The sequence below is a fragment of the Xanthomonas cissicola genome (assembly GCF_008801575.1).
Lineage (GTDB): Bacteria > Pseudomonadota > Gammaproteobacteria > Xanthomonadales > Xanthomonadaceae > Xanthomonas > Xanthomonas cissicola.
Map to the genome: position 1 here is coordinate 76,576 of NZ_VZPL01000004.1, position 23,978 is coordinate 100,553.

General features: G+C 64.3%; 22 protein-coding genes. 16 read left to right on the forward strand and 6 right to left on the reverse strand.

Annotated elements, in window-relative coordinates:
- Positions 1-124: 124 nt before the first annotated feature.
- Complete coding sequence (clpS, locus tag F7R02_RS02985) at positions 125-451, reverse strand: ATP-dependent Clp protease adapter ClpS (protein WP_039417147.1); 327 nt, start codon at positions 449-451, stop codon at positions 125-127.
- Between the two features lie 250 nt (positions 452-701).
- Here clpS and F7R02_RS02990 point away from each other — a divergent pair, with 250 nt between their 5' ends.
- The 5 genes from F7R02_RS02990 (at position 702) to F7R02_RS03010 (ending at position 4,615) form a co-directional block, all read left to right on the forward strand.
- On the forward strand, positions 702-1,160 hold the full coding sequence (locus F7R02_RS02990) for an NUDIX hydrolase (protein WP_003482927.1): 459 nt from the start codon (positions 702-704) through the stop codon (positions 1,158-1,160).
- The gene (gene mnmA / locus F7R02_RS02995) at positions 1,157-2,293 is read left to right on the forward strand and encodes a tRNA 2-thiouridine(34) synthase MnmA (RefSeq protein ID WP_078590968.1); all 1,137 of its coding nucleotides are present in this window, start codon (positions 1,157-1,159) and stop codon (positions 2,291-2,293) included. The genes F7R02_RS02990 and mnmA overlap by 4 nt, the downstream gene beginning before the upstream one ends.
- Positions 2,293-2,907: a high frequency lysogenization protein HflD gene (gene hflD, locus F7R02_RS03000; RefSeq protein WP_007964280.1), complete on the forward strand. Its 615-nt coding sequence runs from the start codon at positions 2,293-2,295 to the stop codon at positions 2,905-2,907. The genes mnmA and hflD overlap by 1 nt, the downstream gene beginning before the upstream one ends.
- 60 nt (positions 2,908-2,967) lie before the next feature.
- Entirely contained in the window at positions 2,968-4,245 is a 1,278-nt protein-coding gene (locus tag F7R02_RS03005) for a methyl-accepting chemotaxis protein (protein ID WP_014090132.1), read from the forward strand.
- An 85-nt stretch (positions 4,246-4,330) separates the two neighbouring features.
- Positions 4,331-4,615 carry a hypothetical protein gene (locus F7R02_RS03010; RefSeq protein ID WP_003482934.1) on the forward strand — a complete coding sequence of 95 codons (285 nt, stop codon included), beginning with the start codon at positions 4,331-4,333 and terminating at the stop codon, positions 4,613-4,615.
- A 963-nt stretch (positions 4,616-5,578) separates the two neighbouring features.
- On the opposite strand, the gene F7R02_RS03015 is transcribed toward F7R02_RS03010, so the two are convergent.
- Positions 5,579-8,365, reverse strand: coding sequence for a sensor domain-containing protein (locus F7R02_RS03015; RefSeq protein WP_170914522.1), 2,787 nt, complete (start codon positions 8,363-8,365; stop codon positions 5,579-5,581).
- A 120-nt stretch (positions 8,366-8,485) separates the two neighbouring features.
- Between F7R02_RS03015 and F7R02_RS03020 the strand changes: the two genes are divergently transcribed.
- Together F7R02_RS03020 and F7R02_RS03025 are read left to right on the forward strand one after the other, a co-directional pair.
- On the forward strand, positions 8,486-10,618 hold the full coding sequence (locus F7R02_RS03020; protein WP_003482939.1) for a sensor histidine kinase: 2,133 nt from the start codon (positions 8,486-8,488) through the stop codon (positions 10,616-10,618).
- 3 nt (positions 10,619-10,621) lie between these two features.
- On the forward strand, positions 10,622-12,343 hold the full coding sequence (locus tag F7R02_RS03025) for an EAL domain-containing protein (protein ID WP_003482940.1): 1,722 nt from the start codon (positions 10,622-10,624) through the stop codon (positions 12,341-12,343).
- A gap of 149 nt (positions 12,344-12,492) precedes the next feature.
- On the opposite strand, the gene F7R02_RS03030 is transcribed toward F7R02_RS03025, so the two are convergent.
- The 4 genes from F7R02_RS03030 to flgA all read right to left on the reverse strand — a co-directional run bounded on the left by F7R02_RS03030 (position 12,493) and on the right by flgA (position 15,256).
- The gene (locus tag F7R02_RS03030) at positions 12,493-13,719 is read right to left on the reverse strand and encodes an ATP-binding protein (RefSeq protein ID WP_078590969.1); all 1,227 of its coding nucleotides are present in this window, start codon (positions 13,717-13,719) and stop codon (positions 12,493-12,495) included.
- Positions 13,720-13,885: 166 nt separating this feature from the next.
- Entirely contained in the window at positions 13,886-14,218 is a 333-nt protein-coding gene (locus tag F7R02_RS03035; protein ID WP_003482942.1) for a flagella protein, read from the reverse strand.
- 15 nt (positions 14,219-14,233) lie between these two features.
- Positions 14,234-14,545 (reverse strand): flagellar biosynthesis anti-sigma factor FlgM, encoded by a 312-nt coding sequence (gene flgM / locus F7R02_RS03040; protein WP_003482943.1) that lies wholly within the window; start codon positions 14,543-14,545, stop codon positions 14,234-14,236.
- Positions 14,546-14,611: 66 nt separating this feature from the next.
- Positions 14,612-15,256 carry a flagellar basal body P-ring formation chaperone FlgA gene (gene flgA, locus F7R02_RS03045; RefSeq protein ID WP_005914452.1) on the reverse strand — a complete coding sequence of 215 codons (645 nt, stop codon included), beginning with the start codon at positions 15,254-15,256 and terminating at the stop codon, positions 14,612-14,614.
- Positions 15,257-15,606: 350 nt separating this feature from the next.
- Here flgA and F7R02_RS03050 point away from each other — a divergent pair, with 350 nt between their 5' ends.
- The 9 genes from F7R02_RS03050 to F7R02_RS03095 all read left to right on the forward strand — a co-directional run bounded on the left by F7R02_RS03050 (position 15,607) and on the right by F7R02_RS03095 (position 23,977).
- Positions 15,607-16,551 carry a chemotaxis protein CheV gene (locus F7R02_RS03050; RefSeq protein WP_003482947.1) on the forward strand — a complete coding sequence of 315 codons (945 nt, stop codon included), beginning with the start codon at positions 15,607-15,609 and terminating at the stop codon, positions 16,549-16,551.
- Between the two features lie 335 nt (positions 16,552-16,886).
- Positions 16,887-17,288, forward strand: a complete 402-nt coding sequence (gene flgB / locus F7R02_RS03055) for a flagellar basal body rod protein FlgB (RefSeq protein WP_003482950.1) — start codon at positions 16,887-16,889, stop codon at positions 17,286-17,288.
- Between the two features lie 3 nt (positions 17,289-17,291).
- Positions 17,292-17,699, forward strand: coding sequence for a flagellar basal body rod protein FlgC (gene flgC, locus F7R02_RS03060; protein WP_003482953.1), 408 nt, complete (start codon positions 17,292-17,294; stop codon positions 17,697-17,699).
- 37 nt (positions 17,700-17,736) lie between these two features.
- Entirely contained in the window at positions 17,737-18,402 is a 666-nt protein-coding gene (locus tag F7R02_RS03065) for a flagellar hook assembly protein FlgD (protein ID WP_078590970.1), read from the forward strand.
- Positions 18,403-18,433: 31 nt separating this feature from the next.
- On the forward strand, positions 18,434-19,657 hold the full coding sequence (flgE, locus tag F7R02_RS03070) for a flagellar hook protein FlgE (RefSeq protein WP_003482957.1): 1,224 nt from the start codon (positions 18,434-18,436) through the stop codon (positions 19,655-19,657).
- Between the two features lie 143 nt (positions 19,658-19,800).
- A complete protein-coding gene (gene flgF, locus F7R02_RS03075) occupies positions 19,801-20,556 on the forward strand; it encodes a flagellar basal-body rod protein FlgF (protein WP_019300290.1) in 756 nt (251 codons plus the stop codon).
- A 775-nt stretch (positions 20,557-21,331) separates the two neighbouring features.
- A complete protein-coding gene (flgG, locus tag F7R02_RS03085) occupies positions 21,332-22,117 on the forward strand; it encodes a flagellar basal-body rod protein FlgG (protein ID WP_003482961.1) in 786 nt (261 codons plus the stop codon).
- A 38-nt stretch (positions 22,118-22,155) separates the two neighbouring features.
- Positions 22,156-22,848, forward strand: coding sequence for a flagellar basal body L-ring protein FlgH (gene flgH, locus F7R02_RS03090; protein ID WP_003482963.1), 693 nt, complete (start codon positions 22,156-22,158; stop codon positions 22,846-22,848).
- A 10-nt stretch (positions 22,849-22,858) separates the two neighbouring features.
- Complete coding sequence (locus tag F7R02_RS03095; RefSeq protein WP_078590971.1) at positions 22,859-23,977, forward strand: flagellar basal body P-ring protein FlgI; 1,119 nt, start codon at positions 22,859-22,861, stop codon at positions 23,975-23,977.
- The last annotated feature ends 1 nt before the right edge of the window (position 23,978 follow it).

Sequence of the window (23,978 nt, forward strand, 5' to 3'; positions counted from 1 at the left end):
GTTGCCAACAATATGCGGCTTTTGTTGGGATTTTCCACAACCCTATCGGATAGGCATGTTCAGACAGCGTTAGCACGTGATCGCAGCCACACTGTTGCGCTGCTGGAATGATCTACAGCGCGTCTCAGGCCTGTTCCATCGTGCACAGCAGCGGGTGCTGGTTCATGCGCGAAAATTCGTTGACCTGGGCCACCTTCGACTCTGCAACCTCACGGCTGTAGACCCCGCACACGCCGCGCCCGCGGGTGTGGACGTGCAGCATGATCTGGGTGGCCTGCTCCAGGTTCAGGTTGAAAAACTGCTCCAGGACGGTCACCACGAAGTCCATCGGGGTGTAGTCGTCGTTCAGCAACAGCACCTGGTAGCGCGGCGGTGGCGCCACTTCGGGCTTGCTAGCTTCGACCATCAGGCCGTGGTCGTGTTCGTGTTCGTGTGAGGTATTCCGAGGCATCCGGCCATTATACGGTTCAACTTTGCATGCATTGGACGATTTGCGCTGTGCCCCGCACAATTTGTGTCCAATTTCCTGGCTGGCCCTTGATGACCGATTCCATGACCGCGCCGCTGCTGGCGCCGCCGTCTACCGCCGATGCCCGGACGCGCACGGCAGACGACGGCGCAACCGTGCCAGGGTGGCACCGCGGCGCTAGTCCCGCTGCAGAGGCAGCACACACGCCACCATTCGCGCTGGAGCAAATTTGATGAGTGTCACCGAGCAACGCTGGCATCCTGATGTGACGGTTGCCACAGTTGTGGTGCGCGATGGACGCTTTTTGCAGGTGGAAGAAGCCATCGGCGGCCGCTTGCTGTTGAACCAGCCTGCCGGACATCTGGAGCCGAACGAAAGCCTGCTGGATGCGGCCGTGCGCGAAACCCTGGAGGAGACCGGCTGGGACGTGCGCCTGACCCAGTTCATCGGCACCTACCAATGGGTTGCGCCCAATGGGCAGTGCTTCTTGCGCTTTGCGTTCGTTGCCGATGCGCTGACCCATCACCCCGACCGCAGCCTCGATACCGGCGTGGTGCGCGCGCTGTGGATGACCCCGGATGAACTGCGCGCCTCGATCGAGCGCCTGCGCAGCCCGTTGGTGTGGGAGGTGGTTGCCGATTACTTGGCCGGGCAGCGTCATCCACTCTCCCTGGTGCGGCACGTCGCATGAGTACGCCGCGCATTGTGGTGGGTGTGTCCGGCGGCGTGGATTCGTCGGTGGCGGCGTGGAAGCTGGCGCAGCAGGGCGAGCCAATCGCGGGGCTGTTCATGCAGAACTGGGCCGACGACGGCAGCGGTGATTGCCGCGCCGAAGACGATCGCCGCGATGCGGTGGCGGTGTGCGGCGTGCTGGGCATCCCGTTTCATTTCCGCGATTTCTCCGGCGAATACTGGAGAGGCGTGTTCGAGCATTTCCTGGCCGAATATGCGGCCGGACGCACGCCCAACCCGGACGTGTTGTGCAACCGCGAAGTGAAGTTCAAGCATTTTCTGGATGCAGCACAGGCGCTGGGTGCCGAGCGCATCGCCACTGGCCATTACGCGCAGGTGGCGCATCGCGGTGGGCGGTGGCGCCTGCTGCGTGGCGCCGACCGCGGCAAGGACCAGAGTTATTTTCTGCATCAACTGGGGCAGACGCAGTTGGCCGCCACCCTGTTCCCGATCGGCGACCTGGAAAAAAGCACCTTGCGCCGGATCGCCCAGGATGCCGGCTTGCCGACCCATGCCAAGAAGGATTCCACCGGCATCTGTTTCATCGGCGAGCGCGATTTCCGTGAGTTTCTGGGCCGCTACCTGCCGGCGCGCACCGGCGAGATCCGCGACCCGCAGGGGCAGCGCATCGCCGAGCATCCGGGGGTGTTCTATTTCACACTGGGCCAGCGCGAGGGGCTGAACATCGGCGGCGTGCGCGGGCGGGCGGCCGCGCCGTGGTACGTGGTCGGCAAGGATGTGGCGAACAATGTGCTGTATGTGGACCAGGACCGCGACAGCCCGCTGCTGCAATCGCGCTGGCTACAGTCCGAACAAGCCCACTGGGTGACCGGGGCGCCGCCGGCGCGCCGGTTCAGCTGCACCGCGCAGACGCGCTACCGTCAGCCCGACGAGTCCTGCACGGTGGATGTGCAGGACGATGGCAGCGTGCAGGTGCGCTTCGAACGGCCGCAACGGGCGGTGACGCCGGGACAGTCGCTGGTGCTGTACGACGGCGAGGAGTGCCTGGGCGGCGCGGTCATCGCCGCCACCGACGCGCCGCTGGAACGTCAGTTGGCGGGATCTTCTTTTTCCTCTGAGGTAGTGGCTTGATGAGTGTTTCCATGGATCATCGTGTGCTGGCGCTTGCCGGCGTCGCTCAGGCCCTGCAACAGGTGCGGCGGATCGCCGAGACCGGGCATTCGGAAGCTGCGACGGTGCGCACTGCCATGGACAGCGTGTTCCGTGTGGACGCCGCCTCGCCAGAGGCCGTCTATGGCTCGGCAGCGGCGCTGGCGCCCGGCCTGCGCCTGCTGCACAACTACTTCCGCAATCAGGGCCAAGACGAGGTGCTGCCGCGTCTGGCACTAGCCGTGCTGCAGCTGGAGCGTCGGTTCGTGCGCGATGCCAGCACCGTCGCCACTGTTGCCAGCGGAATCGACGCGGCAGCGCGGCAGGCCCAGCAGCTGGGCGACAGCAGCCATCCCGACGTGCTGGGTTCGCTCGGCGGGCTGTACGCGCAGACCATCAGCCACTTGCGGCCCAAGGTCATGGTGCAAGGCAACCCGCACTACCTGGGCCAGGCTGGCGTGGTCGCGGAGATCCGCGCACTGTTGCTGGCGGCACTGCGCTCGGCGGTGCTGTGGCGGCAGATGGGCGGCAGCCTGTGGGATTTCCTGTTCGCCAAACGCGCGATGATCGAGGCGGTGGACCGCGCGCTGCGCTAATCGGCGCGAAAAACCGCTTACATCTGCGCGCTGGCGGCCGCTGAGGCGCGCCAACGGCGGTTGAATGGACCAGGCGATGTGGCGATCGTCGCTAAAGACAATGGGGGCAGTGCCGATACAGCAACCGTGACTCTGCCGAGAACGCCCATGTATTCACGTCCACTCATCCGTCTAGCCGCTCCTTTGGCTCTGACCTTGCTGTTCCCCTTCGCTGTCGGATTCGACTGGCCCGCTTCGGTGCGCTGGGCGATCCTGGCGACCATGACCCTCAGTTGGTTGGGTTTCGCTGCCTGGGTGACGTATTCCCAGTTCCGGCCTAATCCGGACCAGGCCCGCATCCTGCGCGAGCAGGACCAACTGCTCAACGAACTGCGTACGTTCGTCAGCAACGAAGTCGACGGATCGCGCTCGGAAGTCGAGCGTGCCCGCGAACTGATCCGCCAGGCCGTGTCCGGCCTGGGTGGCAGCTTCGAAGCGATGAATCGCAAATCGCGTCAGCAAAGCCAGGCACTGGCCCGCATCGTCGACCGCGCCGGCGACGATGGCAGCGCCGGCGTCGACGTCGCCCGCTTCGCCCAGCATGCCAGCTCCCGCATGGAGCAGTTGGTGGAAGCGCTGGAACAGGTGAGCGGCCAAAGCACCAATACCGTCCATCACATCGACGAGATGGCTCAGCATCTGGATGGCATCTTCGCGCTGCTGGAAGACGTCAAGTCGATCGCCGACCAGACCAACCTGCTGGCCCTGAACGCCGCCATCGAAGCAGCGCGCGCCGGTGAAGCCGGTCGCGGCTTCGCCGTGGTTGCCGACGAAGTGCGCAACCTGTCCGAGCGTTCCACCACCTTCAACGAGCAGATCCGCAAGCTGGCACACAGCTCCAAGGAATCGATCGCCAAGGTGCGTGAAACGGTCTCGCAGCTGGCATCGCGCCATATGGACCGCTCCCGCGAGGCGCGCCATGAATCGGCCGCCATGCTGGAGAACGTCGCCCAGATCAACGCCTCGTTGGGCGATGGCATGCGCGAGATCTCCGAATGCGCACGCTCGATCGATGGCAGCGTGGCAGAAGCGGTGCGTGCCCTGCAGTTCGAGGACATCGCCACCCAGACGCTCAGTGGCATCCACACCCACCTTGATCGCCTGACCGCGATCAACCGCGAAGCGGTGGCGCTGCAGGAACTGCTGCATCGCAATGGCGGCGTGTACGACAGCGACCTGGTCGCCGCGCTGGCCAAGGTGTCCAACCGCCTGCGCGACATGCGCGTGGAGTGGGAACGCCCGCCGCACAAGCCGGTGGCACAGCAGGGCATGGGCGCCGGCACGGTCGAGTTGTTCTGAGACCGATGCCGCCACGCAGCTGCTGATTCCGACATTCCCCGGCCTTCCGGGGATTTGTCGTTCCGTTACGAATGGTGTTCCGCCCATGACACTTCTTGCCCCGACCATCGACGCCCCTACCGCTGCACTGCAGGCCGCTGCCCTGGCAGCCGCACAGGCCGAGCGCATCGCGCAAAGCGATTCGGCCAGGCCTGCACTGCGACGTGTGCGCATACCGGCCGCGCTGGAACGGCTGGAAAGCAGCGCACGCGCAGAGCTGCTGGCACTGATCAACCCGCGCCGCGCATGCAGCGAAGAGGAGCTGTTGTTCGCCACGGTGGCCTGGGATTTGGGTCTGGATGGTGCCGCGGTCAGCGGATCGGCGCGGTAAGCCCAGCGCCGTACAGCGGGGCGTGCCTCGGCAGGCGCCCCGCTGGTTGTCTCCACTGCCCGAGAGTGATGCTATTGCGCCACGCCTTGCCGCCAAGGTGGTTCTGCATCATGCCGTACCGATAAGCAGTGCCCTGCGCGCGCGGCACTGATCGACTGCAGCGTCAAGGTGAGCTCTCCCCTGCCCGTCTGCTCAGCGATTCTTATGACTGACGTGAGTCTTCGATCGGTACGGCAATATTGGAATGAGCATGTGCAAGGGAATTGCGCGTCTGCTACGTGGCTGCAGAACTCCTTCTCTCTATTGCGGTGCACACTCCAAGTGCGTCTTTGCCGCGTGAGTGACCCGAATCAGTCCAGCGGTGGACGTGGCCCCGTCAGTTGCAGCGACGCTGATTCGTAGTTTGGCTTCGGGGTGCTTGCGCGCGCCTGATCGCAGGACAGATGCAACTACACCCTGTAAGAGCTCATGCGGCATCCATGCCGTTCGAGGTACCGCAACGCTGGGCGGGCAGCGACTATCGAGATGGTAGGTGCGCGATGTGCGTGGCATCGATCCCTGCTTTTCACTTATCGACCAGCCAACTCTCCGGTGCGATGCCTCGCCCAGTGCGGGACCGCCGGCGCGGCATGGATGCGGCCATTGAGCTTCAATAGATGGGCCACACCGGGTCCCGCGAGCGGTGAGGCCTCGCGCCGCTTTCGACGCTAGTACGTGTTGATGGTCCTGCAGCTAGCGTCAGCTTGAGCGTCGTTGATGCCGCCACAAACCATGTGTGGACGCCCTCATGGTTTGCCCCGTCGCTGGTGAGGCGCTGCGTGCTCGACCCAACAAGTGATGAGCGGCATTCGAACGCCGCTACGGCTCGCCAGCTCTAATGTCTTCAAGCCATTGGGCAGTACACACCGACGACTTGCAGGACGGCTGCGCTGCGGCTCAAAGCACGCAACGCTGCACACTGCGTCAGTTGGCGATGACCAGACGCGCGCCCAACCGGATGCCGGCGTCGGCTTCGCGCAACCACTGCGCCATGTCGCGTGGCGACAACGGACGTGAGTAGAAATAGCCCTGGATTTCGTCGCAGCCCTGCTGGCGCAGCAACGCATCTTCCTGCACGGTTTCCACGCCTTCTGCGACCACCTGCATGCCTAGGGCATGCCCCAGATGCACGATGGCCTGAGTGACTTCGGCCGTATTGGCGTCGTCGAGCATGCCTTGCACGAAGCTGCGGTCGATCTTCAAACGCTGCACCGGGAACCGGTTGAGGTAATGCAGATTCGAGAAGCCGGTACCGAAGTCGTCCACCGCCAGCAACACGCCATTCTGTTCGAACAATTCGAAGCAGCGGCGTAGCGAATCGGAGTCGCGAATCAGGGCAGATTCGGTCAGCTCCAGCTCCAGGCGCGACGGCGGCCAGCCATTGTCGCGGCAGATTTCCAGCACGCGCTCGGCAAAACCGCGCTCGCGCAATTGCACGGCAGACACATTCACCGCAACGCGGCTGAAATGCAGGCCGGCACGATCCCAGACCACGGCCTGACGGCACGCTTCGCCGATGACCCACTCGCCCAGACGCACGATCTCGCCGCATTCTTCGGCAATCGGGATGAATTCGACCGGGCTGCAGGGACCATGGCCAGGGCGATTCCAGCGCATCAGCGCTTCGATCGCCGGCGATGCATCGTCCACGGTGTTGACCAGCGGCTGATAGACCAGCGTGAATTCTTCGCGGTCGAGCGCGCCTTGCAGCGCATGCTCCAGCTCCAGGCGGCGCTGCGCCCGCAGCAGCACGTCCTGGCTGTAGTAATGGTACGTATTGCGCCCGGACTCCTTGGCTGCGTACATCGCCGCGTCGGCGGCGCGCAGCAGGCTGTCGAAATCCGATAGCCCTTCGCCCTGCAGCGCGATGCCGATGCTGGCGCCGAGCTTGAGGGTGACGTGCTCCTTGCGTAGCGGCTCGCCGAGCGCAGCAATCAGTTTGCGCGCCACGTGGCCGGCATCTTCGGGCTCGGACATATCGCGCAGCAGCACGATGAATTCGTCGTCGCTGAAGCGGCCGAACAGGTCGCTATTACGCAGATGCTGATGCAGGCGCGCCGAGGCAAGCTTGAGCAGGTTGTCGCCGGTGGCATGGCCAAACGAATCGTTGATGCTTTTGAAGCCATCCAGATCGATCAACAGCATCGCCAGTGTCTGGCCGCGCTCGTTCGCTTCGCGAATGGCGTTTTCTGCCTGCTCGCGCAACAGGAAGCGGTTCGGCAAACCGGTCAGGCGGTCGTAATGGGCAAGCAACTCGATGCGCTCGTTGGCTTCGCGTTCGCGGGTGATATCGCGGAACAAGGCAACAAACCGCGGCGGCAAGCCCTCACGACGATCCAACTCGATCAGCACCTGCACCCAGACACGCTGGCCGGAGTTGCGATAGAAACACAGCTCCAGCTGTTCGGGCAGTCCGCCATCGGAGATCCGCAGCAGCGCCGCCTCGAAGGCGTCGCGCGAATCCTGCGTATACAGCGACAGCGCCTGCTCCAGGGTGATGTTTTCCTTGCGCAGGCCGTGAATGCGATAGCACTCCTCGGTCCATTGCATGCGCCGGGTGTCGACCTCGATCTCGCAGCCGCCGATCTTGCCCAGCGCGGACACGCGATTGAGCAATTCGGTGCGCCAACGGATCAGCGCGTCGGTCTGGCGTTGTTCGGTGACGTTCTGCAGCTGGCCAAGCACGCGCACCATGCTGCCGTCGCCATCGAACACCGGCTGTGCCCACACCCGCAGATGATGCGGGTTGGCACCGAGCAGGCCGTTGATTTCCAGTTCGAAATGTACCGGCATGCCTTCGTGCTTGATCTTGCGCCAGGCGCTGCGCAGTTGCGCGACCGAAGGCCCAGCCAGCAGGCGCAGGATGTCGCGGATGCCTTGCAGACGAACATGGGTCATGCCCAGTTGTTGCAGGAAATCCTGCGACACCCACAGGGCATCGTGATGCGAATCCCAGCTCCAGCTCCCCATGCTGGCGATGCGCTGGGCTTCTTCGAGCTGTGCCTGCTGATCGCGCAGCTGCTGCTCGAGCAATTTTTGATGGTGCACGTCGGTATGCGTGCCGACCATGCGCAATGGACGTCCGTCCGCGGTCCGCGATACCACGCGGCCGCGATCCAAGATCCAGCGCCACTGGCCGTCGTGCTGGCGCAGCCGGAATTCGGCCACATAGGTATCGGTGCGGCCTTCCAGATGCGCCTGCACCGCCGCGCTGACATGCGCGTGGTCTTCCGGATGAATCAGCCCGGACAAGGCAGTGAGATTGTTCGGCAGCGGCTGCTCGGAATAACCGAGCATGCGTGTCCAGCGCTCGGAGCGATACACCACATCGGCCGGAATATCCCAATCCCACAAGCCGTGGTCGGCGCTGTCCAGGCCCATCTCCCAGCGACTGGTGCCATCGGCACCCTTCGGTTCTGGAATGCTCAGGGTGAACGCCATGATCTGGCCCTGCTCGTCGCAGACCGCGCGCAGCCAGCCCTCCAGCCGCCCGCCGCCGCTGCCCGGCAACACGCAGGGCGCCATGCCCCCGCTGTCGGCCAGCTGGGCACGGCTGCTTTCCAACACGTCGGCGTATGCGCCAAGGGTTGCCGGCAATCCGAGGGATTGCGCAACGCGGTTGGCCGCCAGAGGCTGGCCATGCGCATCCAACAACACCACCGCCGAGGTCAGCGGGTGCTGCAGCATGCTTGCAATGACGCCTGAGTCCACTCTGGAACACTCCGAAGAATCGACCCCGGCCTTCGGGGTCGCAATGGATAACGGCAGTGCCGGCGAATAGTTGAGCCACCTGTTGCGAGCTGGACCGAACCGGCCCGAGTTACGGCTAAGATGGCCGCATCGCCAGCACTCAAGGTCGTCCGCGGATCCATGCAACAGCCCGTCGCCGCGCCCGCATTTTCGTCAGCCCCCGTCTCCTGTCTTCGTCTCGCCGAGCGCCTGCAGCAAGGCCTGTGGACCCTGACCGGCCTGTATCTGCTGGTTGGCGTGATCTGGCTGCTGCTGGGCAACCGGTTGCTCTACCTGGCCGGCGCCGCCATGCCGGAGCGCTGGTCTGATGCGAGCTTTCTGGTGCTGTCCAGCATCGTCATCCACCTGGTGCTGCGCCGCTTCACGGGCTTGATCGTGGACGAGTACGCCCAGCTGGCGCAGTCCGAGGCGTTGCTGCAAGCCAAGTTCATGGCACTGCCCAGCCCGGCCTTCATCTACGACCTGGCCACCATGCGCATCCTCGACGCCAATCCGGCGGCGCTGGAATTCTTCGGCTGGGAACGCGACGAGTTCCTGCAGCAGACGCTGCAGGCGATCTGGCCCAATGCCGATGGCGAGCGGCTGGAAGAGATCATTGCGCAGATCCGCAGCAAGGGAGATGCCACCTGCGTGTTGAACGAAGACCTGATGACGCGCAGCGGCACGCGGCATGTCGAGGTGCGGAGCAACCAGCTGCATCTGGCCAGCGGCCCTGCCCGCCTGGTCGTCACCGTTGACCGCAGCGAAGAGCGCCAGGCGCAAGATCTGCGCGACGAGGCACTCGAACGGCTGGAGGAGGCGCAGAGCATCGCGCGGCTGGGCTCCTGGCAACTGGATCGCACGACCGGCCTGGGCCGCTATTCGCCAGCGGTCTACCGCCTGCTGGGGCGCAGCGTACCGATGCATCGTCGCGAGCATCGGCTGGAAGAATTGCTGACCGCCTCCGACAGCGCGACCCAGGCGCGCATCGAACGCATGATCGAAGACATGTGTACCGGTGGCCAGGTGCAGATCGATGTGCTGCTGCCGCTGACCGGTGGCGATTCGCAACCGCGCACGGTGCATCTGCGCGCCGAAAGCGTGACCAGCCCCAGCGGCGTGCGCCATGTGCACGGCACCTTGCAGGATGTGAGCGAACGCGAGCAATCGCGCCGGCTGCTGCGCGAACGCGAGGAGCAGTTTCGCGAACTGGTGCGCGTGCTGCCCGACGGGGTGCTGATTCTCGCCGACGAGCATGTGATGTACGCCAACGCGGCCGGCTCGGCCCAGTTCGGCTTCCAGGGCGAAACCATCCTGGGCGAACCGCTGCAGACCCTGGTGGGCGACAACGACCTGCCGGTGGTGCGCGACTACCTGCGCGCAGGCAGCGATCGCAATGAGCCGGTCTCCAGCGCACGCGCGATGCGTCGTCGCGACGGCAGCACCTTCTACGCAGGTCTGTCGGCCGGCGACATCCGCTATGGCGGACGCAGCTGCAAGTTGCTGGTGGTGCGCGATCTGAGCGAACCCGAGCGCATGCGCGATGCCCTGGCCGAGAGCAATGTCGAGCTGCAGGCGATGGCCAAACGTCTGTTTTCGTTGCAAGAAGATGAGCGGCGCGCCATCTCGCGCGACCTGCATGACGACATCGGGCAAGCGATCACCGCGATGAAGTTGTCCGCGCACGCGGCCCTGGATGAGCCGGACGCGGACGCGCGCCGCGAGGACTTGCTGGAAGTGGTGTCGCTGGCCGATACCACGGTGACCAAGCTGCGCAATCTGTCGATGCTGTTGCGCCCGCCACAACTCGATGCCCTGGGCCTGGAGGCAGCGCTGCGCTGGCAGGCGTCGATGCTGTTCCGCGCCTCGCAAGTGCGGCTGGAGCTGGATATTCAGGCGCTCGACGAACGGCCGGGCAACGAGATCGAACAGGCCTGCTTCCGGATCGCGCAGGAAAGCCTGACCAACGCGTTGCGACACGCCTGCGCCGGCGAAGTGCACCTGCGTCTGCATTCGATCGACGGCGACAGTTTCCGCCTGGAAGTCAGCGATGACGGCGATGGCTTCGAGCCGGAGGGTCCGCGTGGGCTGGGGCTGATCGTGATGCGTGAGCGTGCGCAAACCGTCGGCGGCACGCTCGCGATAGAATCGGCTCCCGGAGCAGGCACGCGCGTGACGTTGCGCCTGCCCTATCACCCGGTCGGCGAGTCCGTCCACGACGATGGTGGACGTTGAGTCATGTGGAGCCCCGTAATCCCGCCCGGACTGGAAATCGTCAAGCCCACCCGGCTTGGCGCGGGCAATCCCGAATTGCTGCACCTGGTGGATGCGGCCGCGTCCGGCGGCCCGCCGCTGATGATCTTCCACGTCGATATCGATCACTTCGCCTCGATCAACGAGAACATGAGTGGCGAGGTCGGCGACCAGGCGCTGACGCTGGCAGCGCGCAGGCTGCAGGAATTTCTAGGCGCGCGCGGCAAGCTGTGGCGCCACGGCAGCGATGAAATGGTGGTCGTGGCGGTGCGCCGCGACGACACGCCCTTGCCGGAAGATTTTGCCGAGGAAATCCGCCAGCAACTGGAACTGCCGCTGTCGGTGCTGCCGTATACCTTGTTCATGACCGGCAAGGTCGGCATCAGCCTGTGTCCGGAACATTCCACCTCCTTGTCCACGCTGCTGGATTACGCCGAAGAAGCCAGCTACCAGGCCGCGCGCGAAGGCGGCAACACGGTGCGGCTGTACACGCGCAACTCGGCCACCAACGCGCATAGCGAAAGCATCATTGCGCGGCAGATCGTCGATGCGATTCCGCACGGCGAATTGCGCCTGCGCTACCAACCGCTGGTGAGTGCGCGCGATGGCCGCATCGTGGGCATGGAAGCGCTGCTGCGCTGGCAGTCGCCCACCCTGGGCATGCTGGTGCCGGAACGCTTCATGCGTACCGCCGAGCGCCTGGGCGTGATCGTGCAGATCGGCGAATGGGTATTGCAGAACGCGGTGCGCCAGGCGCGACTGTGGCGCGACCAGGGTTTCGACGATTTCAGCATCGCAGTGAATGTTTCCACGCTGCAGTTGCTGCGCCCGGGCTTCTTCAACGAAGTGATGGCGATGCTGCAGACTGCCGGTGTACCGGCGCAGTTCGTCACGCTGGAGATCAACGAAAGCGCGTTGACCAACAACGTCAACTTCGTCCACGAGACGATGGCCAACCTGCGCAACGAAGGCATCAGCCTGAGCCTGGACAACTTCGGCACCGGCGATTCCAGCCTGAGCGCGCTGGTGCGCTACCCGGTGGACCGGCTCAAGATCGACCGCAGCTTCATCAAGAGCGCACCGGCCGGCAGCCGCGAGGCGGCGATCGCGCGCGCCATCATCGCCATGGGCCACCAGCTCGGCATGACGGTGATTGCCAATGGCGTGGAATCGCAGGCGCAGCTGGGCTTTTTGCGCCGTAACGATTGCGACATCTTCCAGGGCTACCTGTTCGGCGAGCCGATGTCGGCCGAGTCGGCGGGCATGGCACTACGGCGGCGCTACCTGCGCCCGGAATCGTTCGCCGAAAGCCGCCCCGACCGCACGCTCTTGCTGCTGGACGACGAAGAAAACGTGCTGCGCTCGCTGGTGCGCCTGTTCCGCCGCGACGGTTACCGGATTCTGGCGGCCGGCAACGTGCGCGACGCCTTCGACCTGCTGGCCACCAACGATGTACAGGTGATCCTGTCCGACCAGCGCATGAGCGACATGAGCGGCACCGAATTCCTGGGACGGGTCAAGATGCTCTACCCCGACACGGTGCGCCTGGTGCTCTCCGGCTACACCGACCTGGCCACCGTCACCGAGGCCATCAACCGCGGCGCGATCTACCGTTTCCTGACCAAACCCTGGAACGACGACGAACTGCGCGAGCATATTCGCCAGGCGTTCCGCACGCATGATGAGTTGCGTAACGGCCGGGAATAGGGAATCGGGATTGGGGAATCGGTAGAGCAGACCTCTGCGTCTTGTTGCTTCTCAGACACGCAGCCAGATCAAGCGAGCGAAAAGCTGCTTTACTGATTCCCGATTCCCCATTTCCCATTTCCCGATTCCCCATTCCCAGCGCGTCAGCGCTACCGCGGCTGCCGGATCGGTAGCGTGATCCTGAAACTGGCGCCCTGCCCCGGCGTGCTTTCCACGTCGATGCGGCCGTGGTGCTTGTTGATGATGCCGTAGGAAATCGACAGACCCAGGCCGGTGCCGCTGCCGACCGGTTTGGTGGTGAAGAAGGGGTCGAAGATGCGCTGCAGCAGATCCGGGGCAATGCCGGCGCCGCTGTCCTGGAACTGGATCCAGACGTTTTCTGCTTCGTCGCGACCGGTGGTCACGGTGATCGTGCCGCGCTCGACGATGGCCTGGCCGGCATTGAGCAGCATGTTCATGTAGACCTGGTTGAGCTCGGATGGCAGGCACTCCACCAACGGCAGCTCGGCGTAGTTGCGCTCCAGCGTGACCTTGTACTTGAGCTCGTTCCAGATGATGTTGATGGTGGATTCGAGGCCCGCATGCAGGTCGACCATCTTCCACGACTCGGACCGGTCCGAGTACGAGAAGTCCTTGAGGTCGCGCACGATGCGGGTCACCCGCTCGATGCCTTCGCGCGATTCGGCCATCAGTTGCGGCAGATCGCGGCTGATGAAGTCGATGTCGGCGCGGCTGCGGATCTCGTCGATTTCCGGAATCAGCGCCTTGGGGTCCGGCGCCTGCAGCGCGCGCTCATACGCTTCGATCAGGGTGAACAGGCTACGCAGATATTCCTGCAGACTGCCCAAATTGGAGTGCACATAACCGATCGGATTATTGATTTCGTGCGCCACGCCTGCGGCCAACTGGCCGATGGACGCCATTTTTTCCGATTGCAGCAATTTGTCCTGCGCACCGTTCAAGCGCAGATAGGCCTGGCGTAATTCGGCGTGGCGCTGTTGCAGCTCGCGCTCGTAATCCTGCTGGCCTTCGATGTTGTGGAACAGCGCCAGAAAATGCCCGGGCCCGCACTCTTCGTTGTAATACAGGTGCGCAATGACCACCCGGTCGGCGACCGGCAGGCTGCCGGTCCAGCTGCCCTTGCTGCGCGCTTGATTGAGTGCGTCAGATGGCAATACCTGCGAGATGCGCTCGCCCAGATTGCGATCGTCGGTGGGGTCTTCATTGCACAGGCTCTGGCGTGCGATGGCATTGGCCAGAATCAGCTTTCCGTCTGCGCGGAACAGCAGCAGCCCCTCCATCATCTGGTCGCCGAAGGCGCGCAGGATATCCGGGGACGGCAATAAGGCTTGATTGAGAAAAAACTTGGCGGTCACGGGAGCAGGCGGCGTAGAGGATGCCTCAATATACGCCGAACCATTGACGCTCCGTATTGTCGTTTTGCATTAGCCGGCGGCGCGTCGCAGAGCGAACGGCACCTGCCTGCTCGCCTAAGCCTGCCGCACCATCTGCCACCGGGTGTGCCACGAAACAGCGTGCAACTCAGGCCACGGCCAACGAACGCCCGCCGCGCAGTACGCTCGATTGCCCCTTGGCATCGTAGGACGGCGCACTTTCGGTGCGGCCGAGGTGGCGCAGCGCCCAGTTCACTTCGCGGCGACGGCGTGCCAGCAGCGCACCATTGGCGCGATTGGCTTCGGCCAGCTCACGCAGCCGCTCTTCTTCGCCTGCAGGCATCGCCGCTTCCAGCGCTTGCAGCGCCGACAGCTTGTCCTGCGTGTGTCGCATCAGCCCGTCGATGTCGTTCTCGAGTAATGCCTGGCGTTCGCCGGCCAGCGCATCGCTGAGACGTTGCAGGAACTCGTTCACGTTCATCCTTTCAGTCGGGGATCAACCCGCCAGTTGCTGATTCAGATCCATCATGCGGCTGGCGATGGCGTCCGGGTTGATGGAATAGCTGCCGTTCTGCAATGCATCCTTCACCGCCTGGACGCGACCGGTGTCGATCGCCGAGGACTGCGAAAGCTCGCGCTGCAGGTTCTGCAGGTTGGTGGCTTCGCCGGTCAACTTGACGCTGTCGGTCGGCGGGGTTGCGGCAACCGGGGACGCGCGATCTTCGCCGGCCGAAGCGATCTTGCTGCTGGTGGCCGTGGTGCGAAGGGTGGCAGCGGTCGGTAGATTGCCTTCGATTTTCTGGGTCATGTCAGGAACTCCTCTACAGGTCGTAGGGGATAACGGCACCCAGAAAAAAAACTTTATAGAAATTTTTTACCTGGAGACCACAACGGTTCCGCTCGCTTCAACGATGCCCTGCACCACCCGGCGCGAGGACGAATTTTCCACCGACACGCGCTCGTTTTCGCCGGCGTCCGACAGGGCGCGCCCAGTCATGCGCACCTCCAGCCCGCCATTGCGCGAGACCAGCGGCACGGTGTCGCCGCGCCGGACCAGCCGCTGCGTGACCAGATCGTTGGCCGAAAGCAGCGAGCCGGCCGGAAGGATGCGACGGGCGGTCTTGCCCACGGCAGCGACCGGGTCGGCCAGCACCGCGCCGACGATGCGCGCGGCGTCACGCTTCTCGATACTGATATCGGCCAGCGAGATGGTTTCTCCAGCGCCGATGCCGCGCCGCAAGACCAGCACGTCCTGGTTGCGACGCACCTTCAATGGCACGAACAAGCGCCAGCCGGCAGGCTGCGGGCAGGCCACTTCCACCGTATTGGTGCCGGTGGGCTGCGCCTGCAGCGCGACCGGACACGCCGGCATGCGCAGGCCCGGATCGAGCGTGGCCTCGGCTTCGGCGTCCGGGCCAACGGTCGCCAGCGCCGCAGCACGGATGGAATCGACGGACTGATAGCTCTGGGCCCAGGCCGGAGCGGCAGCCAACAAGATGACAAGCAGGAGCAGGCGCATGGGACCGGATCCGGAGGAAGACGGGACAGGCGTTGCAAGCGGCGTGCCTGTTTTTGCCGGGATTGGGGAATCGGGATTGGGGATTCGTAAAAGCGGCCTTGCGGGTGATTCATTTATCCACTGCCGAAGCCCCTTCACCGACCGGATCTCTTCGACAACCATACCGAGCTCTCAAGAATGCAGAAGCAGCAGCGGCAGACAAACTCGCTAATGCACGCTTTAAGCGAATCCCTAATCCCAAATCACCTCATCCCGGCGCTTGAGCGAATCCCCAATCCCCAATCCCAACAGCGCCCCTGACCAACCATAAAGCCCTCAAGTTTCCCGAGGGCGCTGTCGATATCTGCCCCATGACCCACGATCTGCTCAACCGCATCGACCAGCGCACGCGACTGGCTGGCCACAACCGACTGGCCCTGCTGCTGTTCCGGCTGGGCGGACGCCAGCTTTTTGGCGTCAACGTCTTCAAGGTGCAGGAAGTGCTGCGCCGGCCGGAACTGTTCCAGGTGCCTGGCCTGCCGACCGAGTTCGCCGGCGTGGCCGACGTGCGCGGGCGCTCGGTGCCGGTGCTGGATCTGGGCCTGGCCATCGGCCACCCGGAACGCGACTCGCATTCGGAAAACGGTCCCGGCTATCTGGTCGTTGCCGAGTTCAACCGCTCGGTCCAGGGCTTCTTGGTCAGCGGAGTGGAGCGCATCGTCAATATCGCGGTGGAAGATATCCACCCGCCGCCGGAACTGGGCGCCGAAGCCACTTATTTGACGGCGGTGACGCGCTTCCAGGGCGAACTGATCCAGGTCATCGACGTGGAGAGCGTGCTGGCCGATATCGCCAAGGTCAGCAAGGATGTGCAACTGGATCCCTCGCTGCAGCTGGTGGCCTACGACCGCCAGTTCCAGGTGCTGGTGGTGGACGATTCGCGCGTGGCGCGCCAGCAGATCCGCAGCGTGCTCGACCAGTTGGGCGTTTCGGCGACCCTGCTGTCGGACGGCCGCCAGGCGCTGGACCACCTGCTGCAGGTGGCTGCCTCGGGCGAAAACCCGGCCGACCGCTACGCCATGGTGATCTCCGACATCGAGATGCCGGCAATGGACGGTTATACGCTGACGACGGAAATCCGGCGCACCCCGGGCCTGCAAGGCCTGTATGTGCTGTTGCACACCTCCTTGTCGGGCGTGTTCAACAACGCCATGGTCGAGCAGGTGGGCGCCAATGCCTTCGTGGCCAAGTACAGCGCCCACGAACTGGCCGACTATGTGCTGGCCCGCCTGAAAGTGGTCGCCGAAGCGGCCTGAGCAAGACCAAGCGGCTGCCGGGTCGGAGCCGATGGCAGCCACAAGGTGCTGCCCAGCTGCAGAAGCACTGCAGCGCAGAAAGGTGAGGCAAGCGCGTCCACGCGATTCCGACGTCACATCTGCTGACGCCAGACTGCGCCTCGGGACTGTCGAACCTTTCGGCCTGTCGAGTTTGACCGCGCCAATTCCGCGACGGATGGCGTGGCCATCGCGTTTCCGGACAGCAAGCTGCCGTGCGTCGGTAGCGCCGATCATTCTCCGCGCTCCATAGCCCGTACCACCTCGATTGGCACAAACATTGCTTCCTCCCTGGCAACACTTCGCGGGAGAGCACCGTGTCCAGTCCCTTCTCTTCGTTCCTCGGCGTCCATGGCGACGCGTTGACGCTGCGCGAGCAGCGCATGAAGCTCATTGCCAGCAACCTGAGCAATGTGGACACGCCCGGCTACAAGGCCAAGGACCTGAACTTCGAGGCGGCGCTGAAGTCGGCGCAGGGCGAGCAGGATGGCGGTCTGCTGCAGACTACCGACGCCAAGCATTACGAAGTAGGCGGCGGCGCCGGGCTCAACCCCTTCCAGTTCACCCGCGAAGCCGATCAGCCCAGCCTTGACGGCAATACCGTCGATCCCGATGCCGAACGCGCCGCCTACGGCCGCGCCGCGCTGGAATACCGCGCGTCGCTGAGCTTCCTCGAATCCAAGGTGCGCTCGATGCTCACCGCGATCACGGGCCAATAAGTCATGAGCAATCTTCCCATCTTCGATGTGGCCGGCTCGGCCCTGCACGCGCAGTCGGTGCGCCTGAGCACCATCGCGTCCAATCTGGCCAATGCCGATTCGGTCGCAGGCTCGGCCGAGGCCACTTACAAGCCGATCGAGCCGATCTTCCAGGCCCAGCAAAGCCGCCAGGACCCCAGCCTGACCTCGGTGAACGTCAAAGAGATCACCACCACCAATGCGCCGCCGATCCGCCGCTACGAACCCGGCCACCCGCTGGCTGACGCCGAGGGCTATGTGTTCTCGCCCGACGTGGACCCGGTCTCGCAGATGGTCAACATGATTTCCGCCTCACGCAATTACCAGGCAGGCGTGGAAATGCTCAATACCGCCAAGGAACTGGCGCTCGCGACACTCACCATGGGTCGCTGACCCTTCCTAGCTGACCCTCACCAACGGAACACTCCACATGAGCACGATCGGCAGCGATCTCTACAAAAGCCTTGGCCTGAGTACCAGCAGCACCGTCGCCAAGAAGGAGGATGCACTCGGCCAGGCCGACTTCCTCAAATTGATGACCGAACAGCTACAGCATCAAGACCCGCTCAAACCGATGGAAAACAGCGCGTTTCTCGGGCAGTTGGCGCAGTTTTCCACCGTGCAGGGCATTGGCGACCTCAATACCAAGGTCAGCAACTTCTCCGACTCCATGAACAGCGACCAGGTGCTCAAGGGCGCAGCGCTGGTTGGCCACGACGTGCTGGTGCCCTCGGCGCAGGTCGCGATCGATGCCACCGGCTCGGCCAAGGGCGTGGTCGCCGCGACCTCGGCCGGTTTCGTCAATTTCGAAATCACCGACGCCAACGGCACCTTCGTCAAACAGATCAGCGTGCCGGCCAGCGCTGCCGGTGAAGTGTCGTTTGACTGGGATGGCACCGACGCAAACGGCAATCGCATGGCGGCCGGCAAGTACGGCGTGACTGCCACCCAGACCGACACCGCCGGCTCCAAAAGCAAGTTGTCTACCTATGTCCAGGCACCGGTGGACAGCGTCACGATCGGCTCGGACGGTCTGTATCTCAACCTGACCGGGCTAGGCACTTCCCCGCTCGCCAACGTGCTCCGCGTCAGCTGAGCCGGCAACCAACACTTAAAGGAACTCGTCCATGGGCTTCAATACCTCGTTGTCCGGCATCAACGCAGCCAATGCCGATCTGAACGTCACCTCCAACAACATCGCCAACGTCAACACGACCGGGTTCAAGGAATCGCGCGCCGAGTTTGCCGACATGTTCCAGAGCACCAGCTACGGCCTGTCGCGCAATGCGGTCGGTTCGGGCGTGCGCGTCAGCAACGTGGCCCAGCAGTTCTCGCAGGGCAATATCGACCCGACCGGGCGCAGCCTGGACCTGGCGGTCTCCGGCGAAGGCTTCTTCACCGTCTCGTCGAACGGCGCCAAGATGTATACCCGCGCCGGCAATTTCCAGACCGATGCCAACGGCTATGTGGTCAACCCGCAGGGCGCACGCCTGCAGGTATTCGCACCCAACCCCAGCGGCAACGGTTTCGACGTGGGCCGCCTGTCGGACCTGCAGTTGCTGACCACCGACAGCCCGCCGAAATCCACCTCCACGGTCAACCTGGCCTTCACCCTGCCCGGCAATGCCACCGCGCCGACGGTGACCCCGTTCAATCCGGCCGACGACAAGACCTATAGCCACTCCACCGGCGGCATCAATGTCTACGACTCGCTGGGCGTCAGCCATGTGCAGACCTCCTACTTCGTCAAGACCGCCAACCCCAACGAGTGGCAGGTCTACAACTACGTGGACGGTGCTGCGGTCGGCGCCCCGACCACCCTGCAGTTCTCCGATACCGGCGCGCTGACCACCCCGGCCAACGGCATCATCGCGATGGACCCGTTCACCCCGAGCACCGGCGCGGGCGTGCTGAACATGCAGCTCAACGTCACTGGCTCCACCCAGTACGGCGAAGCCTTCGCCCTGCGCGACACGCGCCAGGACGGCTACGCCAGCGGCAAGCTCAACGAAATCAGCATCGACACCAGCGGCGTGGTGTTCGCACGCTATTCCAACGGCGCCGACAAACCGCTGGGCCAGGTCGCGCTGAGCAGCTTCGTCAACCCGCAGGGCCTGCAGTCGCAGGGCAACAACATGTGGGCCGAGAGCTACACCTCCGGTGCCGCCCGCACCGGCGCGCCGGACACCTCGGACCTGGGCCAGATCGAATCCGGCTCGCTGGAAGCCTCCACGGTGGACCTGACCGAGCAGCTGGTGAACATGATCGTGGCCCAGCGCAACTTCCAGGCCAACTCGCAGATGATCTCGACCCAGGATCAGGTCACCCAGACGATCATCAATATTCGTTAAAGCCGGGATTGGTGATTCGGGATTAGGGATTGGTAAAAGCCGGCACTCCGTCAATCGGTGACCGGCCCTGCCCCCTCAAATCCCGAGTCGCAACAGTCCGCCTTTACGAATCCCCAATCCCGAATCTCAAGTCTCGGTGTCCCATGGATAAAGCCCTCTACGTCGCGATGACCGGTGCCCGCGCCTCACTGCAGGCGCAAAGTACCGTCTCGCACAACCTCGCCAACGTCGATACGGTGGGATTCAAGGCTGCGTTGGCCAACACCGAGGCGTTCAAGATCCAGGGCAAGGGCTATCCGTCGCGGATCGATGCGCTGCATGTGGACCAAGGGTTCGATCGTAGCCAGGGCCATCAGAAGGTCACCGGCAACCCGCTGGACGTGTCGCTGCAGCAGGACCGCTGGTTGGCGGTGCAGTCGCCCGACGGCAGCGAGGCCTACACCCGCAACGGCGAATTGGCGCTTACCGCCAATGGCCAACTGGTCACCGCCAACGGGCATGCGGTGCTGGACGAAGGCGGCAACCCGATGACGATCCCGCCGCACCAGGCGATGGAGATCGGCAGCGACGGCAGTATTTCGATCATTCCGCAGGGCGAAGGCCCGCAGACCATGGCCATCGTCGGCAAGATGAAGGTGGTGGATGCGCCCGCCGACCGTTTGACGCGGCGCCCCGACGGGCTGATGCGCAACACCAGCACCGACCCGGCGCAGGCATTTGCAGTAGCCACCGGCAAGACCATCAACAGCGGCATGCTAGAAGGCAGCAATGTGGACGCGGCCGGCGCACTGGTGGAAATGATCCAGCTGCAACGGCAGTTCGAAATGCAGGTCAAGATCATCAAGAACGGCGACGACAACGCGCAATCGGCCAATTCGCTGCTGCGGGTGAGCGGCTAAGCGCAGCTCATGCGGGCTGCGCCTTCGTGCCAGCCAGCGCTGTTGGCAATCGAAAGCCAGCTTGGCAGGTTTTCTGCAGAGCGAATGATCTGGGCTTACGCTGCAGACGAGCTGATCTTCGCCCTCGCTGCAGGGCCCTTGCCCCCGCCCACCATCGCCAGACACGCGGCAAGTAGGTCCCTACAAGCTCAATGGCTGCATACAAGCCGCCAAGGGTCCCACGACGGTGGGCGGGCAAGGACCAGTCAAATTGGTCGATGGGTCGAGCTTTCAACAAAGCAGTAGGCAAACCGTGCAACGCGGTGTCTTCGTTCTTCGGTAGAACCACCAGCCAACTGTCTGGTGCGGTGCCCTTGCTGCTTGCGGGACCGTTGGCGGCATGGATGCCGCCATCGCGCCCCCATGGATGGGTTCACGGTGTGTCCCGCAAACGGTGAGGGCACCGCGCCCTCGACAGACCCAGCTTTTGCCTCAAGCCCGGACCAAGCTCAAGCAAGACACGGCCAACAACGCACCCGCTTGCCGCCAAGCGCGCGATCCGCCCCTGATCGAGCGCTCAACCGGCAACAGATTTCAAAGCGGATCCATGCCCAGCCCCACCGCTGCCGCTGACACCTGCTCCCAGCTGCCGCCCCTGCCCTACGCACCCGCAGCAACCCCCACTCCACGTGACCCACCGCACACCCGGCAGAAAACCGGCGCCGCTTTGGCACGGCACGTGCATATACCCAGCCGTGCCCGGAACACATCCCCGGGTCTAACGAGGAATCGGGTCATGAATCAGGCTTTGTGGGTCGCCAAAACCGGACTGGATGCGCAGCAGACGCGCATGTCGGTCATTTCCAACAACCTGGCCAATACCAATACCACCGGCTTCAAGCGCGACCGTGCCGCGTTCGAAGACCTGTTGTACCAACAGGTGCGTGCGCCCGGCGGCTCGACCTCCGCGCAGACGCAGCTGCCGACCGGCCTGCAACTGGGTACCGGCGTGCGCGTGGTGTCCACGTTCAAGGGCTTCGACCAGGGCAGCCAGCAGCAGACCGGCCGCGCGCTGGACGTGATGGTCAACGGCCGCGGCTTCTTCGAAGTGCAGATGCCCGATGGCACCTCCGCCTATACCCGCGACGGCACCTTCCAGATCAATGCCCAGGGCGAACTGGTCACCAATAGCGGCTACCCGCTGCAGCCCGGCATCCAGGTGCCGGAAGGCGCGCAGTCGCTGACCATCGGCAACGACGGCACCATCAGCGTGACCCTCGCCGGCCAGGCCGCCGCGCAGGAAATCGGCGCACTGACGCTGACCGACTTCATCAACCCCTCGGGCCTGCAGGCCAAGGGCGAGAACCTGTTCGTCGAAACCACCGCTTCGGGCCCCGCACAAAACGGCACCCCCGGCCTCAACGGCCTGGGTACCACCGTGCAGGGCGCACTGGAAGGCAGCAACGTCAATACGGTGGAAGAGCTGGTGAGCATGATCGAGACGCAGCGCGCCTACGAAATGAATGCCAAGGCCATCTCCACCACCGACTCGATGCTCGGTTACTTGAACAACAACGTCTGATCGACTCGCCGCTCCTCGCACTCTCAGGAATCAACGCCATGTCACGCCTGCCTTCTCTCTCCCGCCCGTGCCTCGCCATTGCCTGCAGCGCGCTGCTGGGTGGCTGCGTGGCCGCCGGCGATGTACGTCCGTTCGCCGAAATGGCGCCGATCGTGCCGGTCGTGGCACCGGTGGCGCAGCCGACGGCCGGTGCGATCTACGCCGCCGGCCCCGGCCTGAACCTGTATGGCGATCGCCGTGCCCGCGATGTCGGCGATCTGCTGACGGTGAACCTGGTCGAAAGCACCACCGCCTCGTCCACCGCCAACACCAGCATCAGCAAGAAGGACGCCACCACCATGGCCGCGCCGACCTTGCTGGGCGCGCCGCTCACCGTCGGTGGCTTGAACGTGCTTGAGAACAGCACCAGCGGCGACCGCAGCTTTGCCGGCAAGGGCAACACCGCGCAGAGCAACCGCATGCAGGGCAGCGTCACCGTCACCGTGATGCAACGCCTGCCCAACGGCAACCTGGTGATCCAGGGGCAGAAGAACCTGCGCCTGACCCAGGGCGACGAACTGGTGCAGGTGCAAGGCATCGTGCGCGCCGCCGACATCGCCCCGGACAACACCGTGCCCTCCAGCAAGGTGGCCGACGCCCGCATCGCTTACGGCGGCCGCGGCGCAATCGCGCAGTCCAATGCGATGGGCTGGCTGAGCCGCTTCTTCAATTCCCGTCTGTCGCCCTACTGAGCCTGCGACCATGAACCTGTCTTCCCTGCCCTTCCGTCTGCTGGCTGCCGCCGTCGCGCTGTGCGCGATTTCCGCGCCGGCCAGCGCCGAGCGCATCAAGGATCTTGCCCAGGTCGGCGGCGTGCGCGGCAACGCGCTGGTCGGCTACGGCCTGGTGGTTGGCCTGGACGGCAGCGGCGACCGCACCAGCCAGGCGCCCTTTACCGTGCAGAGCCTGAAAAACCTGCTTGGCGAACTGGGCGTCAATGTTCCGGCGAACGTCAACCCGCAGCTGAAAAACGTCGCGGCCGTGGCCATCCATGCCGAATTGCCGCCGTTCGCCAAGCCCGGCCAGCCGATCGACGTCACCGTCTCCTCGATCGCCAATGCCGTCTCGCTGCGCGGCGGCTCGCTGCTGATGGCGCCGCTGAAAGGCGCCGATGGCCAGGTGTATGCGATGGCCCAGGGCAACCTGGTAGTCGGCGGCTTCGGTGCGCAGGGCAAGGACGGCTCGCGCGTCTCGGTCAATGTGCCCAGCGTCGGTCGCATTCCCAACGGCGCCACCGTCGAACGTGCGTTGCCGGACGTGTTCGCCGGCACCGGCGAGATCACCCTCAACCTGCATCAGAACGATTTCACCACCGTCTCGCGCATGGTCGCGGCGATCGACAGCAGCTTCGGCGCCGGCACCGCGCGTGCGGTCGACGGCGTGACCGTGGCGGTGCGCTCGCCGACCGACCCGGGTGCGCGGATCGGCCTGTTGTCGCGACTGGAAAACGTCGAACTCTCCCCTGGCGATGCACCGGCCAAGGTGGTGGTCAATGCACGTACCGGCACCGTGGTCATCGGCCAGCTGGTGCGGGTGATGCCGGCCGCCATCGCGCATGGCTCGCTGACCGTCACCATCAGCGAAAACACCAACGTCAGCCAGCCGGGCGCCTTCAGTGGCGGCCGCACCGCGGTGACCCAGCAATCGACGATCACGGCCACCTCCGAAGGCAGCCGCATGTTCAAGTTCGAAGGCGGCACCACGCTCGATCAGATCGTACGTGCAGTCAACGAAGTAGGCGCCGCGCCCGGCGACCTGGTGGCCATCCTGGAAGCGCTCAAGCAAGCCGGTGCGCTCACCGCGGAGCTAGAGGTGATCTGAC

Excerpts from the sequence above, each read along its gene's own strand:
- flgE (WP_003482957.1), top strand. The coding sequence starts at position 18,434 with ATGGGCTTCAATACCTCGTTGTCCGGCATCAACGCAGCCAATGCCGAT.
- flgA (WP_005914452.1), bottom strand. The coding sequence starts at position 15,256 with ATGCGCCTGCTCCTGCTTGTCATCTTGTTGGCTGCCGCTCCGGCCTGG.
- hflD (WP_007964280.1), top strand. The coding sequence starts at position 2,293 with ATGAGTGTTTCCATGGATCATCGTGTGCTGGCGCTTGCCGGCGTCGCT.
- F7R02_RS03035 (WP_003482942.1), bottom strand. The coding sequence starts at position 14,218 with ATGAACGTGAACGAGTTCCTGCAACGTCTCAGCGATGCGCTGGCCGGC.
- flgG (WP_003482961.1), top strand. The coding sequence starts at position 21,332 with ATGAATCAGGCTTTGTGGGTCGCCAAAACCGGACTGGATGCGCAGCAG.
- flgH (WP_003482963.1), top strand. The coding sequence starts at position 22,156 with ATGTCACGCCTGCCTTCTCTCTCCCGCCCGTGCCTCGCCATTGCCTGC.
- F7R02_RS03020 (WP_003482939.1), top strand. The coding sequence starts at position 8,486 with ATGGCCGCATCGCCAGCACTCAAGGTCGTCCGCGGATCCATGCAACAG.
- flgM (WP_003482943.1), bottom strand. The coding sequence starts at position 14,545 with ATGACCCAGAAAATCGAAGGCAATCTACCGACCGCTGCCACCCTTCGC.
- flgF (WP_019300290.1), top strand. The coding sequence starts at position 19,801 with ATGGATAAAGCCCTCTACGTCGCGATGACCGGTGCCCGCGCCTCACTG.
- clpS (WP_039417147.1), bottom strand. The coding sequence starts at position 451 with ATGCCTCGGAATACCTCACACGAACACGAACACGACCACGGCCTGATG.
- flgC (WP_003482953.1), top strand. The coding sequence starts at position 17,292 with ATGAGCAATCTTCCCATCTTCGATGTGGCCGGCTCGGCCCTGCACGCG.
- F7R02_RS03050 (WP_003482947.1), top strand. The coding sequence starts at position 15,607 with ATGACCCACGATCTGCTCAACCGCATCGACCAGCGCACGCGACTGGCT.
- F7R02_RS03010 (WP_003482934.1), top strand. The coding sequence starts at position 4,331 with ATGACACTTCTTGCCCCGACCATCGACGCCCCTACCGCTGCACTGCAG.
- F7R02_RS03065 (WP_078590970.1), top strand. The coding sequence starts at position 17,737 with ATGAGCACGATCGGCAGCGATCTCTACAAAAGCCTTGGCCTGAGTACC.
- mnmA (WP_078590968.1), top strand. The coding sequence starts at position 1,157 with ATGAGTACGCCGCGCATTGTGGTGGGTGTGTCCGGCGGCGTGGATTCG.
- F7R02_RS02990 (WP_003482927.1), top strand. The coding sequence starts at position 702 with ATGAGTGTCACCGAGCAACGCTGGCATCCTGATGTGACGGTTGCCACA.
- F7R02_RS03025 (WP_003482940.1), top strand. The coding sequence starts at position 10,622 with ATGTGGAGCCCCGTAATCCCGCCCGGACTGGAAATCGTCAAGCCCACC.
- F7R02_RS03095 (WP_078590971.1), top strand. The coding sequence starts at position 22,859 with ATGAACCTGTCTTCCCTGCCCTTCCGTCTGCTGGCTGCCGCCGTCGCG.